The sequence below is a fragment of the Aureimonas sp. AU40 genome, assembly GCF_001463785.1.
Lineage (GTDB): Bacteria > Pseudomonadota > Alphaproteobacteria > Rhizobiales > Rhizobiaceae > Aureimonas.
In genome coordinates this window covers 1-15,437 of sequence record NZ_BBWL01000035.1, presented here as the reverse complement: position 1 = coordinate 15,437, position 15,437 = coordinate 1, and the positions used below count along the sequence as shown (strand labels likewise).

The window sequence follows — 15,437 nt, the reverse complement described above, 5'->3', positions numbered from 1 at the left end:
TCCTTTCGAGCTGATGTCCGAACTCGGGGAGGGCCGCTGGCCCTCCCGAACTTCGGAAAAGAGTCCCAAAAGAAAGCGGGGGTCCCGGGGCGTCAGGCCCCGGGCGGGGTTCGGGGCGGCAGCCCCGCCTTGCCCACGACCCTCGCTCGCCCCCTTGGCGCGGGTGCCCCTGGCCACCCATATGGGGCCGGAGTTTGGTTGGAAGGGCATGAGAGATGATGGAACGCCACGATCCCGCGCAGATGTATTCCACGACGATCGTGACCGTTCGCAAGAACGGCGTGGTGGTGGTGGCGGGCGACGGGCAGGTGTCGCTGGGCAACACGGTGATGAAGGGCAACGCGAAGAAGGTGCGCCGGCTCGGCAAGAACGGGCAGGTGATTGCGGGCTTCGCGGGCGCGACGGCGGACGCCTTCACGCTTCTGGAGCGTCTGGAAGCGAAGCTCGAGCAATATCCCGACCAGCTGACGCGCGCCTGCGTGGAACTGGCCAAGGACTGGCGCACGGACCGCTATCTCCGTCGGCTGGAGGCGATGATGATCGTGGCGGACCGGCAGGTGACGCTGACGCTGACCGGAAATGGCGACGTGCTGGAGCCGGAGAACGGCGTGATGGCGATCGGCTCGGGCGGCAACTATGCCCTCGCGGCAGCCCGCGCCCTGGCCGAGACCGATTTCGGCGCCGAGGAGATCGCGCGCCGGGCGATGAAGATCGCGGGCGAAATCTGCATCTACACCAACGACAACGTGGTGCTAGAAAGCCTCGAATCCGAGGTGTGAGGTTGGAGCGTTTGAGGCGGGCGGGGTCGCTGCATCGCGATGCTTCGGCGGCCCCATTCACGCGAGATCACACTATCGGCAGACTCGATATACTTATTCAATCCTTGAGAATCTGTGAAATAAACATCAGAATTTAGGAGATTGATATTTTTATATTGATAAAATTGTATAATTCAGAATATGGATTTGTATATGAACATTGCGTTTCTGTTTAATTCTGACGTCGAAAAATACGGTGGCTACTACGGGCCCCCAATACTTGAGGCAGTTATGGCTGTCGGCGTGATTCAGAAGTCCGATCGTCATATGAAGATTTCCGTTGGTGATGTCCTGACTTATGGGAGACCGCCTGAATTGCTCTATCGGACTTACTTTTCCCATACGATGAATAATTATATTGGGGAAAGACTCCACTCAACGTTCAATAGGGCTACTGTTTATGCCCTCATTTTTGAGAATGTAACTCTCAGTATAGCGCATGAATTGCACGAAGGACTTACCAATGATGAGGCTTACATAGGATATACGGAAGTGGATTACTCATACGGGCCTCACTTGGCTCTCTTTCGAAATTCAATGATACTGCGATACAGAGTCCAAGGTAAGACCTGTCGTATTTTTTATACAATGGGCGAGGAAGACGAGAAAGACAGGTTCGAATTGCAATCTTTGCAGAATCTTGGTTTTTCCGATGTTGATTGGGAAGACAAAGGTGCTCACAAAACGATATTTGATGACTATGATACAATAGAACATTTTACGCAGGTTGAAAGCTTTAAAAGAATGTTTTCTCCATATTTGGAGGGTGGTGCAGACGGCTCTTCTGAGCTGGCGATGATTCTGGAGGACTTGAATCCAAAATTATTCAATGTGTTGGGCGCGGCAGTGGCAGCGCTTGAGCGTGCTAGGCATGAAGAAGACGTTGCTCAAGTTGCGATTTCTGGGCGTAGATACTTAGAGAAACTCGCAGATGTTTTGTTCCCACCTAGTGATATTTCATACAAGGGAAAAAAGGTTGGGAGCGGACAGTACAAGAACCGTATTTGGGCGTATGTAGATTCTAACGTCGAGGATGCTGACAATCTCAAAGTGATTGGCTTGCAAGTCGACAGGTTAGTGGAAGAGTTTAATGCTGGATTGCACTCTGACCGGGATAGGAATCAGATGCTTTCCACATTGGTGCAATTGGCTTCTTTGACTGCGATTTTGCTCTCTTTGAACCCATCTGAGGCAAGGAAACCATATTACGCTTTTGAGGAAAGGATACTGGAATTCATGAAGGATGATTTCGATTTGGATGTCAATAAAGATTTGCAGTGATACTCTTTTTTAGTTCTGAGCTATTTACATAAACAAAAGTCACTATTTTCTACGGCTTGGCTGATGAGGAATTGAACGCAGCCTAGTTTGAAAGGAGCCCATCCCATGGAGTATCGGCGGTTCGGCCAATCCGGCCTGAAAGTGCCCGTTCTCAGCCTCGGCACGGCCACCTTCGGCGGGTCGAACGAGTTCTTCCAGCGCTGGGGCGCCACGGACGTGGCGGATGCGTCCCGCATGGTGGATCTCTGCCTCGACCACGGCGTCAATTTCTTCGACACGGCCGACGTCTATTCCGCCGGCGTTTCGGAAGAGGTGCTCGGCCAGGCGCTCAAGGGCAAACGCGAGCGCGTCCTGATCTCGACCAAAGGGACCTTCCGCAGCGGCGAGGGGCCGAACGAGGTCGGCTCGTCGCGCCACCATCTCGTGCGCGCCTGCGAGGCCAGCCTCAAGCGGCTGGAGACCGACCATATCGACGTCTACTTCATGCACGGGTTCGACGCGTCGACGCCGGTGGACGAGACGCTGCGGGCGCTGGACGATCTCATCACCGCCGGCAAGATCTCCTATATCGGCGCTTCCAACTTCTCGGGCTGGCACCTGATGAAGTCGCTCGCGACCTCCGAGAAGCACGGGCTCGCCCGCTATGTCGCCTATCAGGGCTACTACTCGCTGATCGGGCGCGACTACGAGTGGGAGCTCATGCCGCTCGGGCTCGACCAGGGCGTCGGGCTGATGGTCTGGAGCCCGCTCGGCTGGGGCCGGCTGACCGGAAAGATCCGTCGCGGCCAGCCAAGCAAGGACGGGCGCATCGCCTCGGGCGGCGCAGTGGGCGGGCCGCCGGTGTCGGACGAGGCCGTCTACGACGTGGTGGACGCACTGGACGCGGTGGCGGCCGAGACGGGCAAGAGCGTCGCGCAGGTGGCGCTGAACTGGCTGCTCCAGCGCCCCGGCGTCTGCAACATCGTGGTCGGCGCGCGCAACGAGGAACAGCTCAAGCAGAATCTGGGCGCGGTCGGCTGGAGCCTCTCGGCCGATCAGGTGGAGCGTCTCGACAAGGCCTCGCACCGCGAGCCGGTCTATCCCTACTGGCATCAGAAGGATTTCGACGAGCGCAACCCGAAGCCGACGCGCTGGTGAGGGTGCGAGGGCGCCTTTCGCTCAGTCGGGCGCGGCCGTTCGGCCCGACACCGGCTTCGCAGTGGCGGCTCGCCTCGGGCGACCGGCGCGGTGCGGCCGGTCGGCAAGGCTTGGCGCGGCGGGCCGGATCGAGCGTCAGTCGCTGCGCTGGATGCTGGCGCGCCGATCCTCCAACGCACGCCGCAAGGCGAGGGCGCGGCGGGTGAGCGCCGTCTCGCCCTTTCGCCGCGCCGTCGTGATCGGCGCCTCGGGCGGAGTCGGCGGCGCGCTGGCGCTGGCGCTTGCGGAGGGCGGGGCGGATGTCTCGGCCTTTTCACGCTCGGGCGCCGCGCCCGCGCATCCCGCGATCCGCGCCGGGCGGATCGACCTTTTGGACGAGGCCTCGATCGCCACTGCGGCGCGGAGCCTTGCCGAGGCGGGGGCGCCCGATCTCGTGCTGGTGGCGACCGGGCTTCTGCATGGCGAGGGCGTCCAGCCGGAAAAGACCTGGCGGCAGATCGACCCCCAGGCGCTGGCGCGGCTCTTCGCAGTGAACGCCACCGGCCCGGCGCTGGTCGCCAAGCACATGCTGCCGCTTCTGCCGCGCGAGGGGCGCGCGGCCTTCGCCGCCCTGTCGGCCCGCGTCGGATCGATCGGCGACAACCGGCTCGGAGGCTGGGTCGGCTACCGCGCCTCCAAGGCGGCGCTGAACATGATCGTCCAGACGCTAAGCCTGGAACTCAAACGCACGCACCCGGAGGCCTTCTGCGTCGCGCTGCATCCCGGCACGGTGGAAACCGGCCTCAGCGCCCCCTTCGCCCGCAACGCCCCCACGGTTTCGCCCCCAACGGCCGCCGACCATCTCCTGCGCGTCCTCGCCGGCCTGACGCCAGAAGACAGCGGTGGCTGCTTCGCCTGGGACGGGCAGCGGATCGCGCCGTGAGGGAGCAGCGAGCGTCCGGAGCCTAAGCCCTTTTTGGTCGAACCCATCTCTACGGGGCGCATCGGCACTTGGGAGGACTGCTTGAACGGTTCCTCCCTTCGCATGATGTCGGCGGCGAAAAGGTCGAGACTCTCGACTCCTCCAGTTTTATGAAGCGCTGCAAGGCGCATCGACGGCTGACCGGGAGGCCGCCCTATGATCACGACCCTAGCCATGTCCGGCTATCGCTCGCTGCGGGACCTCGTGGTTCCGCTGGGACGGCTTACCCTCGTCACCGGCGCCAATGGCAGCGGCAAAACCAGCCTTTATCGCTCGCTGCGGCTTCTCGCCGAAATCGCGCAAGGCCGGCTGATCGGCTCGCTCGCCGCCGAGGGCGGCTTGTCCTCGACGCTCTGGGCCGGCCCCGAAGCCATCACCCGCGCCATGCGCACCGGCCGCCAGCCCATCCAGGGTACGCCGCGGACGCAGCCGGTCGGCCTGAAGCTCGGCTTCGGCGGCGAGGCCTTCGGCTACGCGATCGACCTCGGGCTTCCCAGCCCCGAGAACCCGTTTCCGCTCGATCCCGCGATCAAGCTGGAGGCGATGTGGACGGGGGAAGTTCTGACGCGCGCCTCGCAGTTCGCCGAACGGCGCAACGGTCTCGTACGGCTTCGCACCACAGCCACGGGCGAATGGCGCGAGGCGATGGAAGGCCTATCGCCCTTCGATTCCATGGTCACCCATTGCGCCGACCCCGGCGACGGATACGAGCTTCTGGCGCTGCGCGAGCGGATGCGGGACTGGCGCTTCTACGACGCGCTGCGCACCGACCCCGACGCCCCGGCGCGCCGCCCGCAGGTCATGACCTACACGCCGGTTCTGGCAGGCGACGGTGCGGACCTTGCCGCTGCCATCGCCACGATCCTGGCGATCGGTGACGGGGCGGCGCTGGGCGAAGCGATCGAGCAGGCCTTTCCCGGATCGCGGCTTTCGGTGGAGGAGACGGGCCTGCGCCTCGGCCAGCACGGGCTCCTGCGCCCGCTCGGCGCCGCCGAGTTGTCGGACGGAACGCTGCGCTATCTGCTTCTGGCCGCCGCGCTCCTGTCGCCCCGCCCGCCCGAGCTGATGGTTCTGAACGAGCCCGAGGCCAGCCTGCACCCCTCGCTCATGCCCTCGCTCGCCCGGCTGCTAACGATGGCATCAGTAGAGGCGCAGATCGTGGTGGTGAGCCACAGCGAGGCCTTGATCTCGGCGCTGCGGGAGGAGGGCGGCATGGCGGAAATCCGGCTCGAAAAGCAGTTCGGGGAGACCGACGCGCCAGAGGTGGAGCGCCCGGTTTGGATATGGCCGAAGCGATAGGAGCGGTTTGGAAGCGTCGCGGCGAAGGCCTGCGAGGAATCGTCCACGCCGGCGAGACGCCCATCGTCACGGGTGAACAGGCCGAGGGTTTGAGGGAAGAGCGGAGCCTCTGACGAGGGCCGAGCGCGGCGCAGCTTGGCGCCTGGTCCAACGAGGCGAAAGCGCAAGACTCGCAGAGGCGTTCGACTGGATTATCGGAAACGCCCGCCTCTGGCGAGCCGGTCAAGCGCGCATTCACCCTCTCCATCCTTCCGTCGGCCCTTAGCAAGCGGCCGGGCGTCCGCTACATCGCCCTTCATGGACAAGCCGCTTTCCCGACGCCCTTCCGCCCGCCCGCAACCGTCCGTCCGCCATGCGAAATGGCGCGAGACGCTGCGGGCGCTCTATGTCGGCGACGAGCCGAGGGCGGAGCGGTTTCAGTGGGCGGTGGGCACGGTCGATCTCGCGATCATCGTGTTCTTCATCTTCGCGCCCGTTCTGGAAGGGCGGCCGAGCTTTCTGTGGATCGACTATTCCATCGCCGTGCTTCTGGCGGTGGATCTTTCGGCGCGGGCGCTGGCGGCGCGCTCGTTCCGGGCCTGGATCCTGCGGCCGACGGTCTGGGTCGACTTCGTCGTGCTCGCCACGCTGCTGGCCCCGCTGACCTTCGCCAATCTCGGTTTCCTGCGCATTCTGCGGCTCTGGACCCTGTCGAAGAACGACCTGTTCTGGCGCTCGCTGCGCCGGCGGGGCTACCGGGAGTGGGAGGATGTCGGGCGCGCCTCGATCAACCTTCTGACCTGCCTCTTCCTCATCACCGGCTTCATCTACACGTTCTTCGCCGAGGACGGCTCGGGGCTGGAGGGCTATGTCGACGCGCTCTACTTCACGGTCGCGACCGTGACGACCACGGGTTTCGGCGACATCACGCTGCCCGGCACGGCGGGCAAGCTGACGGCGATCGTCACGATGATTGTCGGCATCTCGCTCTTCGTGCGGCTCGCACAGGCCCTGTTCAAGCCCTACAAGGTCTTCTTCTCCTGTCCGAAATGCGCCCTCCAGCGGCACGAGCCGGACGCGGTGCACTGCAAGGCCTGCGGCCATATCCTCGCCATTCCCGACGAAGGCGCGGACTGAAGCATCACTGTTTCACGTGAAACCTCATGTCTCGCGCCCGGCGCGCAGGCCGTTGAGGAGAACCAGCGTGCTCGACAGGCCCATGGCGCCCGCCGCCCAGACCGGCGAAAGCGACAGGCCGAAAGCGGGGGTGAGCACGCCGGCGGCGAGCGGAATGAGGATGACGTTGTAGCCGAAGGCCCAGCCGAGATTCTGACGGATGTTGCGCAGGGTGGAGCGCGAAAGGGCCAGTGCGCGCGGCACGTTGCCGGGCGAGGGCGCGACGAGCACCACGTCCGCCGCCTCGATTGCGACGTCCGTTCCTGAACCGATCGCCATGCCGACATCGGCGACGGCCAGCGCCGGCGCGTCGTTAATGCCGTCTCCGACGAAGAGAACGCGGCCGTGCTCGCGCCGGAGCTGCTTCACCGCCTCAACCTTGCCCTCCGGCAACACTTCCGCGACCACGATGTCGATCCCCAGCCGGCGCGCGACGCTCGCCGCCGTGCGCCGGTCGTCGCCGCTGACGAGGGCGGTCTTCACCCCAGCGCGGTGCAGGGCGGAGACGGCCTCCGCCGCGTCCTCGCGCAGAGGATCGCTGACGCAGAAGAGCGCCGCCAGAACGCCGTCCAGCGCGAGAAAGACGGGCGTCGCGCCGCTGGCCGCCAGCGCCTCGGCCTCCGCGTCGAAGCGGGAGGTGGAAAGGCCGAGCGTCGCCATGAAGCGCGCCGCGCCGATCTCGACGCGTCGCCCCTCGACCTCGGCGCGAAGGCCGAGGCCCGGCAGGGCCGAGACGGCGGTGGCGGGCGCCAGCGCCAGACCTTGAGCGGTGGTGGCCTGCGTCAGGGCGTGGGCGACCGGGTGCTCCGAGCGCGCCTCGGCCGAGGCGGCAAAGCGCAGCGCGTCCTGTTCGCTGAAGCCCGGCGCGGGGACGATCCGCTCCAGCGTGGGATGGCCGAGCGTCAGCGTGCCGGTCTTATCGAAGGCGACGAGCCGGACCTCGGCCAGCGCCTGGAGCGCCTCGCCGCGCCGGAACAGGATGCCGCGCGCCGCCGCGCGACCTGTTCCGACCAGGATCGAGGTCGGTGTCGCCAGACCCATGGCGCAGGGGCAGGCGATGATGAGAACCGCCACCGCCGCGCTGAGCGCCTGGGGCAGGGCGGGGGCGGGGCCGAAGATCATCCACAGCGCGAAGGTCAGAAGCGAGACGGCGATCACCGCCGGCACGAAGCGCAGCGTCACCCGGTCCACCAGCGCCTGGATCGGCAGCTTGCCGCCCTGCGCCTCTTCCACCATGCGCAGGATGCCCGACAGAACCGTATCCGCGCCGGTCTTCTCGACCCGCAGGGTCAGCGCGCCGGCGCCGTTCACCGTGCCGCCGGTGAGCGGCGCGCCGGGCGTCTTGGCGACGGGCGCGGGCTCGCCGGTCAGCATGGACTCGTCGACGAAGCTTTCGCCTTCCTCCACCGCGCCATCGGCCGGCACCCGCTCGCCGGGGCGGATCGCGACGCGGTCTCCCGCGCGCAGCTGCAAAACGGGAACGCGCGTGCGCGCTCCGTCCGGCCCGATCCGCTCGGCTTCAGTGGGCTGCAGCCGAGCGAGCGCGCGGATCGCCTCGCCCGTGCGCCCCCTGGCGCGCGCCTCCATCCAGCGGCCGAGCAGCACCAGCGCCACGATCACCGCCGCCGCCTCGAAATAGACATGGCGGGCATCGGGCGGCAGAAGCGCGGGGGCGAAGGTGGCGAGGGCGGAATAGGAATAGGCGGCGAGCGTGCCGATCGCGACCAGCGAGTTCATGTCCGGCGCGCCCTTGAACAGGAGCGGCAGGCCGATGCGATAGAAGCGAAGACCCGGGCCGAAGAGGATGACGCTGGCCAGCGCGAATTGCAGGAGCCAGCTCGTCTCTATCCCGATGCCGGCGGCGACGGCGTGATGAAGCGCGGGCACGAGATGGCCGCCCATTTCCAGAACGAAGAGCGCGGCGGCGAGTAGCAACGCCAGAAGCGCGCGATGCTTCAGGGCGCGGGTTTCAGCCTCGCTGCGCGCCCGCGCCTCGTCCCGCCGCGCGGTGGGCGGCGTGTCGTCCCGCAAGCGCGCGTCGTAGCCCGCCGCCTCGATGGCGGCGACAAGATCGTCCGGACCGATGGCCGGAGAGGCCGCGACATGGGCTTCGCCCGTCGCCAGATTGACCGACGCCTCCGAGACGCCCGGCACGGCAGCGAGCGCGCGCTCCACTCGGCCCGTGCAGGACGCGCAGCTCATGCCCTCGACGGTGAAGGCGAGGCGGCGCGAGGGCACGTCGTAGCCGGCCTCCTCCACCGCGCGGATGGCGGCCTCGGCATCGGCTTTGCCAGCAAAGCGAACCGTCGCCTCGCCGGTGGCGAGATTAACCGAAGCCTGCGAGACGCCCGGCACGGCCGCGAGCGCGCGCTCCACCCGGCCCGTGCAGGAGGCGCAGCTCATGCCTTCGACGGGCAGCACGAGCGAGGCGGCGGGAGAGCGGGCGGGGAGCGTCTGGGTCATGGCAGCTGTTCCGGCGGAGGGGATGGAGCGCCCGACGGACCCTCCAGGGTCGGCTGGCCGGATCGTTTCGCCGTGGGCATCGGGATCGTTTCAAGCCTTGCGTCCTCGCAAGCCGCGCGTCCCACCCTCAGCGAAAGTCCTTGACCATCCTCCACCCTAGAGGTCTGTCGGTCACTCGTGAACCGCAGGCCCGTTGGGGCCGCCCCCTTCAGATGGAAGCCTCCCGCGCGGGAAGGTCAAGGGCAGGCGGTGCGGGGCCTTCCGGGGCTTGCCGAGCGGGGGCATCGACCCCCATGTTTCGCCTCGAAACGGAGAGGACGGACATGAAACTCAGCATCGAGGACATGAGCTGCGAGGGCTGCGCACGCTCGGTGACGCGGGCCATCCAGCGGCTCGACCCGGCGGCCGAAGTGGTGGTGGACCGGCTCGGCGGCACGGCGGAGGTGACGACGGCAGCAAACGGCGAGGCGCTGCTCGCCGCCCTGGCGCAGGCCGGCTATCCCTCGCAGATCCTGTCGCGCTGATCCCTGTCTCCGGCCTGGGGGCGCAGGGCCAGGGACCCGTCGGGCTGACGCCGTAGCGCCGCCTTGGGCGGGCTTGCCTAAAGCCGCCGCAGCCCGTTTCGAAACCGTTCGGCGTTCTCGACATAGGTCGCGGCCGAGCGCTTGAGACCGGCCAACGCCGCTTCGTCCAGCGGGCGCACGAGCTTGGCCGGAACGCCTACGATGAGCGAGCCGTCCGGGAACTCCTTGCCCTCGGTCACCAGCGCGCCGGCGCCGACCAGGCAGTTGGCGCCGATGCGCGCGCCGTTCAGAACCGTCGCGCCCATGCCGATCAGCGTGTTGTCGCCGATCGTGCAGCCATGGACGATGGCGTGGTGGCCGATCGTGCAACCGGTGCCGATCGTCAGGGGAAAGCCGGGGTCGACATGCAGCATGGCCCCTTCCTGGATGTTGCTGCGCGGGCCGACGGTGATCGAGGCCCGGTCGCCGCGCAGCACCGCGCCGAACCAGATGCCGACATCCTCGCCAAGCGACACGTCGCCGATCACATGGGCGTCGGGCGCGAGATAAAGGCGGTTCTCCGGCGGCAGGCGGGGGGTGAGGTCGTCGAGCGCATAGACGGGCATCGGGTCTTCTCGGCAGGGGTGGATGGGCAGGGCGCCGGTCAGCTTACATCCGGGATGCGCCTCGGTGAAACCCGGCGTGCCGGGCAAGAGGCCTGCGGACTGATGGTTGGAATAGTCCTAGCCTTCACCGCTTGTGCTTTCGCGGCGGATGCGAGCCGATGACGAGTCTGGCTTTGGTTCACCGAGGGGCCGACGGTCTTAGGCGAAGCCGGTGCTCCCGTTCGTGCAGCAAACCTTCGCTCTCCCAATCCGCCCCAAATGAATTCGTGCCGCTCGGCATCCGCGCCTTCTCCGATAAGCCGGCGTCCGCTCGGAGACGGTTCGACAACGCGACGGCGAGTTGCCGAATGATGTTCCAACACTCGCGCGGTGCCGAACCTCCATGATGCGATGGCGCGTCGGAGCGTATGGGCAGGAGCCTGCCGGTCGACCGCAGGACTTTTCATCGCTCTCGCCGCCCGGGCTTTTCGCAGCGAATGCGAGCCGACGGCAAGTCGTGCTTGGGTTCGATGAGGGGCCGGCGGCCTCAGGCGAGTTCCGCGCTCCTGCTCGCGCTGCAAGTCTTTGACCGTCCAACCCAACGCAAGTCGAGACGGCCGCCCGGTAGCGAGTTGCGCCTCGCCTGATAAGCCGGCATCCGCCCGGAGACTGTTCGACAACGCGGCGGCGGGCCGCCGAGCCGGAGGGATGCGAGGGGCGCATCTGCGAAGATCGGAAAAGGTTCTCCGTGCGGCCGGGCTTGCCCAGCAGCACAGCGGGAAAACGCCGACGAACCGATGCGACCGGCTTGCCAAAAGATCTCAGACGCTGGGGCTGAGCAGTTCGCAGGCGGCGAGCGAGAGGGCGACGACGCCGTTGCGGATGGCGCGCTCGTCCGGCTGGTAGTCCGAATTGTGCAACTCGTCCCGCCGCCCCGGGGTCATCGCGCCGATGCCGAGCTGAAAGGCCGGCACCTTTTCGCCGATCAGCGCGAAATCCTCGGCGCCGAGCGAAGGGCGGGCCTGGAGGAGGGCGTCCTTGCCGAAATGGCCCTCCACCGCGCGCAGCGTCGCCCGCATCACGCCCTCATTGCTGACCAGCGGCGGCGTGCCGCGCTCCCATTCCAGCGCGCAGTCGACGCGCAAAGAGGCGGACACGCCGGCGCAGTGGCGGCGGATCGCCTCCTCCATCGCCACGCGGTCGCTTTCCAGATGGGTGCGCACCGTGCCGCGAAGGCGCACCGCGTCCGGGATGATGTTGGGCGCCAGCCCCCCCTCGATGACGCCGAGCGTCAGCACGATGGGGCGCATCGGGTCCATCTCGCGCGAGACGATGGTCTGCAGCTGCAGGACGAGCGTCGCCGCCGCGACGATCGGATCGGCGGCGAGATGGGGCCGCGCGGCATGACCCGAGCGGCCCTTCACCGTAATCGTGAACTCGTCCGACGAGCCGCCGGCCACGCCCGGCACGAAGGAGAAGCTGCCGACCGGCTCGCCGGGATAGTTGTGGAAGCCGAGCGCGAGGTCGACGCCCTCCAGCGCGCCGTCGGCCATCATCCTGGCCGCGCCGCTGTCGGACACTTCCTCCGCCGGCTGGAACATCAGCTCGATGCGGCCCGACAGAAGCGGGGCGATGCGCTGGAGCACCTCGGCGACGCCGATCAGCGTAGCGGTGTGCAGGTCGTGGCCGCAGGCATGCATCTTGCCGGGGATGGTGGAGGCGAAGGGAAGGCCGGTCTGTTCCTGAATCGGCAGGGCGTCCATGTCGGCGCGCAGGAGCACGGTCGGGCCGGGGCGGCCGGTATCGATCGTGCCCATGACGCCGGTGCCGCCGACCTCGGTGCGATGGGACACGCCGAGCCGGGCGAGCTCGCGCGCCACCACGCCGCTGGTGCGCACCTCCTCGTGCGCGAGCTCGGGATGGGCGTGCAGGTCGCGCCGGATGGCGACGAGCGCCGGCTCGATCTCGCCGGCGATGGCCTCGATCCGCGCCCCGATGTGATTGCTGCTCATGCGATCCGCCCCATCTCTTTCGCCCGGGTTCGATGCGGGCGCACGCGAGCCGTCTTGTCCCGCGTTTCGCCCCGGTTTTCCAGCCCAAGGGCGAGGCGCGCGAACAAATGACATTGACGTTTACGGAAGAGTATTCTGTTCCGGCCCGCCTTGCGCTACGTCATAGGGGAGACCTCGACAACGAGGCAGGGAGGAGCGGACATGAACAAGCCGTGGCTGGCGCATTACCCCGAGGGCATGCCGGCGGAGCTGGGACCGGTTCCCTATGCCTCCCTGGCCGATCTTCTGAACGAGGCCTTCGAGCGCTTCGCGGCGCGGCCGGCCTTCCGGCTGATGGGCGTGGACCTCACCTATGCCCAGCTCGACAGCGCCTCGGCCCAGTTCGCCGCCTATCTCCAGGGTCTCGGCCTCAAGCCCGGCGATCGCATCGCGCTGATGATGCCGAACGTCTTCCAATATCCGGTGGCGGTGGCCGGCGCGGTGCGGGCGGGTCTCGTGGTGGTCAACACCAACCCGCTCTACACGCCGCGCGAACTCGAGCACCAGCTGAACGATTCCGGCGCGCGGGCGGTGGTGGTGCTGGAGAACATGGCCCATACGCTGGAACAGTGCCGGCCTCAGGTGAAGAGCGTCGAGCATATCGTGGTGACGGGCGTCGGCGACATGCTGCCGGGCCTCAAGGGGCATCTCGTCAATTTCGTGCTGCGCCATGTGAAGCGCGCGGTGCCGCGCTACAGCTTGCCCGGCGCGGTGCGCTGGCGGGACGCGCTGAAGCAGGGGCGGGGCGGGCCCTTCAAGCCGGTGCGCCGCACGCCCGAGGAGCCGGCGGTGCTGCAATATACCGGCGGCACGACGGGCCTCGCCAAGGGCGCGACGCTGACCAACAGCAACATCGTCGCCAACGTGCTGCAGTCCGAACTCTGGAACTCCCCGGCGACGCGGCTGGTGCCGGCGGGCGAACCGGTGGTGACGGTCTGCGCCCTGCCGATCTACCATATTTTCGGCTTCACCGTGAACATGATGCTGTCGCTGCGCCAGGGCGGCTGCAACCTCCTGATCCCCAATCCGCGCGACATCCCCGCCGTCATCAAGGCGCTGAACAGCGGACCCTTCCACCTCTTTCCCGCCGTCAACACGCTGTTCGGCGCCATCGCCCGGCATAAGGACGCCGGCAGCGTCGACTGGAGCCGGCTGGTGCTCTCGGTCGGCGGCGGCATGGCGGTGCAGCGGGCCACGGCCGACCAATGGCTGAAGCTCACGGGATCGAGCATCTGCGAGGGCTACGGCCTGTCGGAAACCTCGCCCTCGGCAGCCTGCAACATCGTCACCAGTAAGGACTACACCGGCACGATCGGCTATCCGCTGCCGTCCACCGAGTTCGCCATCCTGGGCGACGACGAGACCGAACTGCCGCTCGGCCAGACCGGCGAGATCGGCATTCGCGGGCCGCAGGTCATGGCCGGCTACTGGAACCGGCCGGAAGACACGCGCCGCGCCTTCACGCCGGACGGCTGGTTCAAGACGGGCGATATCGGCGTGATGGACGAAACGGGCGCGATCCGCATCGTGGACCGCAAGAAGGACATGATCAACGTGTCCGGCTTCAACGTCTATCCCAACGAGATCGAGGATGTGGTGACGCGCATGCCGGGGGTTGCTGAGGCCGCGGCGATCGGCGTGCCGGACGAGAATTCGGGCGAGGCGGTGAAGCTCTTCCTCGTGCGCTCCGACGCCAGCCTCAGCAAGGACGCGGTGAAGCAATATTGCCGGGACAACCTGACCGGCTACAAGCGCCCGCGCGAGATCGAATTCCGCGACGAACTGCCCAAAAGCGGCGTCGGCAAGGTGCTGCGCCGCGCCTTACGGGACTGACGGGAATGGTCGGCGGCCCGGCCCGGCCCGGTCATCGCTCGCGCCGAGCGGGCGCGGGCGGTCTCGACGGGAGACGACGGCCGGGAGAGACGGAAGCTGGGGGAGGGCTCGATGATCCTGCATTGCGTGTGGATTCGCTTCAAGGCGACGCTTCGGCCGGAGGAGCGCGAGGCGATCTACGCGGCGCTCGCGGCGCTGCGGGACGTGATCCCCGGCATGATCTCGGTGTCCTGCGGCCCCAACGTCTCGCCGGAAGGGCTGCAGGGCGGCTTTCTCGACGGCTTCGTCGTCACCTTCGAGAACGCGGACGCGCACGACCGCTATCTCGTACATCCCGACCATGTCGCGGTGGGAAAGCGCATCGTCACTGCGGCGGAGGGCGGGGTCTCTGGCCTGCTCGTTTTCGATCTGGCGACGTGAGACTCCATTCCCGATGTGGATAAGCTTTGTGTACAAGAGTTTTTCGACCGCCTGACGCTGGCGAGAAACCCGCGCCGGGCCCATGCCCGCGCCCGAACCGCCCTTCGAACCAGCCACTCTTTGAACTATTGGGGATCGTCCATGTCCGACGCCGCCGAGCCGCCCCTTCCCGAACGCAAGCGCGGCTCCGGCGTCAAGATGGTCTACGACCTCCTGCGCGACGAGATCCTCGACCTCGTCCTGCCGCCGGGCAGCCCGATCGACGAGGTGCAACTGGCCGAGCGTTTCGGCATGTCGCGCACGCCGATCCGCGAGGCGCTGGTGCGCTTGTCGGGCGAGGGGCTGGTGACGACGCTGCCCAACCGCTCGGCCATGGTGTCCAACATCGACTTCTTGAACCTGCACGCCTTTTTCGACGCGCTGGTGCTGATGTACCGGGTGACGACGCGCCTCGCCGCCGAGCACCATAAGCCGGCGGATCTCGAGACGATCCGCGCCGAGCAGGCCGCGTTCGCGAAGGCCGTGGCCGCGCAGGACGCGCTCGCCATGATCGCCACCAACGCCGCCTTCCATGCCGCGATCGCGGAAGCGGGGCGCAATCCGTATTTCTTCGCGCTGTTCAACCGTTTGCTGGACGAGGGGCGGCGCATCCTGCGCATCTATTACGAGTCCTACGAGGACCGCCTGCCGCGCCAGTTCGTGGACGAGCACGAGGAGATGATCCTCAAGATCGCCGCGCGCGATCTGGCTGGTGCCGAGCATCTCGCCCGCATCCATGCCGAGCAGATCGTGGAGCAGGTGCAGCGCTTCTTCTCGCGCGGCGGCAAGCTGGATGTCGCGCTCTGATCGCGTCTTGTTCTTGAATTCGCCCATTCTAAACGAGGGATAGCGACCCAGCGAGCGGCGGGTCG

Annotated in this window: 13 protein-coding genes; 10 read left to right on the top strand and 3 right to left on the bottom strand. The window is 66.7% G+C overall.

What is annotated here, in order from left to right; all coding sequences use genetic code 11:
• Positions 1-218 precede the first annotated feature (218 nt).
• From hslV to AUL32_RS11780, 6 genes are all read left to right on the top strand, one after another.
• The gene (hslV, locus tag AUL32_RS11800) at positions 219-779 is read left to right on the top strand and encodes an ATP-dependent protease subunit HslV (RefSeq protein ID WP_061977570.1); all 561 of its coding nucleotides are present in this window, start codon (positions 219-221) and stop codon (positions 777-779) included.
• A 192-nt stretch (positions 780-971) separates the two neighbouring features.
• Complete coding sequence (locus tag AUL32_RS25230; RefSeq protein WP_156421445.1) at positions 972-2,099, top strand: hypothetical protein; 1,128 nt, start codon at positions 972-974, stop codon at positions 2,097-2,099.
• Between the two features lie 105 nt (positions 2,100-2,204).
• Entirely contained in the window at positions 2,205-3,236 is a 1,032-nt protein-coding gene (locus AUL32_RS11795; RefSeq protein ID WP_062115132.1) for an aldo/keto reductase, read from the top strand.
• A gap of 61 nt (positions 3,237-3,297) precedes the next feature.
• Positions 3,298-4,158 (top strand): SDR family NAD(P)-dependent oxidoreductase, encoded by an 861-nt coding sequence (locus tag AUL32_RS11790; protein ID WP_244497833.1) that lies wholly within the window; start codon positions 3,298-3,300, stop codon positions 4,156-4,158.
• Between the two features lie 195 nt (positions 4,159-4,353).
• The gene (locus AUL32_RS11785; RefSeq protein ID WP_062115130.1) at positions 4,354-5,496 is read left to right on the top strand and encodes an AAA family ATPase; all 1,143 of its coding nucleotides are present in this window, start codon (positions 4,354-4,356) and stop codon (positions 5,494-5,496) included.
• A gap of 297 nt (positions 5,497-5,793) precedes the next feature.
• Positions 5,794-6,612 carry a potassium channel family protein gene (locus tag AUL32_RS11780; RefSeq protein WP_062115126.1) on the top strand — a complete coding sequence of 273 codons (819 nt, stop codon included), beginning with the start codon at positions 5,794-5,796 and terminating at the stop codon, positions 6,610-6,612.
• A 24-nt stretch (positions 6,613-6,636) separates the two neighbouring features.
• Here the strand turns inward: AUL32_RS11780 and AUL32_RS11775 are convergent, their stop codons facing one another.
• On the bottom strand, positions 6,637-9,114 hold the full coding sequence (locus tag AUL32_RS11775) for a heavy metal translocating P-type ATPase (RefSeq protein ID WP_062115124.1): 2,478 nt from the start codon (positions 9,112-9,114) through the stop codon (positions 6,637-6,639).
• 323 nt (positions 9,115-9,437) lie between these two features.
• Between AUL32_RS11775 and AUL32_RS11770 the strand changes: the two genes are divergently transcribed.
• Positions 9,438-9,638: a heavy-metal-associated domain-containing protein gene (locus tag AUL32_RS11770; RefSeq protein ID WP_062115330.1), complete on the top strand. Its 201-nt coding sequence runs from the start codon at positions 9,438-9,440 to the stop codon at positions 9,636-9,638.
• A 77-nt stretch (positions 9,639-9,715) separates the two neighbouring features.
• Here the strand turns inward: AUL32_RS11770 and AUL32_RS11765 are convergent, their stop codons facing one another.
• Together AUL32_RS11765 and AUL32_RS11760 are read right to left on the bottom strand one after the other, a co-directional pair.
• On the bottom strand, positions 9,716-10,243 hold the full coding sequence (locus tag AUL32_RS11765; RefSeq protein ID WP_062115121.1) for a gamma carbonic anhydrase family protein: 528 nt from the start codon (positions 10,241-10,243) through the stop codon (positions 9,716-9,718).
• Between the two features lie 800 nt (positions 10,244-11,043).
• The gene (locus AUL32_RS11760; protein WP_062115118.1) at positions 11,044-12,234 is read right to left on the bottom strand and encodes a M20 metallopeptidase family protein; all 1,191 of its coding nucleotides are present in this window, start codon (positions 12,232-12,234) and stop codon (positions 11,044-11,046) included.
• A gap of 201 nt (positions 12,235-12,435) precedes the next feature.
• Here AUL32_RS11760 and AUL32_RS11755 point away from each other — a divergent pair, with 201 nt between their 5' ends.
• From AUL32_RS11755 to AUL32_RS11745, 3 genes are all read left to right on the top strand, one after another.
• The gene (locus tag AUL32_RS11755; protein WP_062115115.1) at positions 12,436-14,106 is read left to right on the top strand and encodes an AMP-binding protein; all 1,671 of its coding nucleotides are present in this window, start codon (positions 12,436-12,438) and stop codon (positions 14,104-14,106) included.
• A 111-nt stretch (positions 14,107-14,217) separates the two neighbouring features.
• On the top strand, positions 14,218-14,526 hold the full coding sequence (locus AUL32_RS11750) for a Dabb family protein (protein ID WP_062115112.1): 309 nt from the start codon (positions 14,218-14,220) through the stop codon (positions 14,524-14,526).
• 141 nt (positions 14,527-14,667) lie between these two features.
• A complete protein-coding gene (locus AUL32_RS11745) occupies positions 14,668-15,372 on the top strand; it encodes a GntR family transcriptional regulator (protein ID WP_061973149.1) in 705 nt (234 codons plus the stop codon).
• The last annotated feature ends 65 nt before the right edge of the window (positions 15,373-15,437 follow it).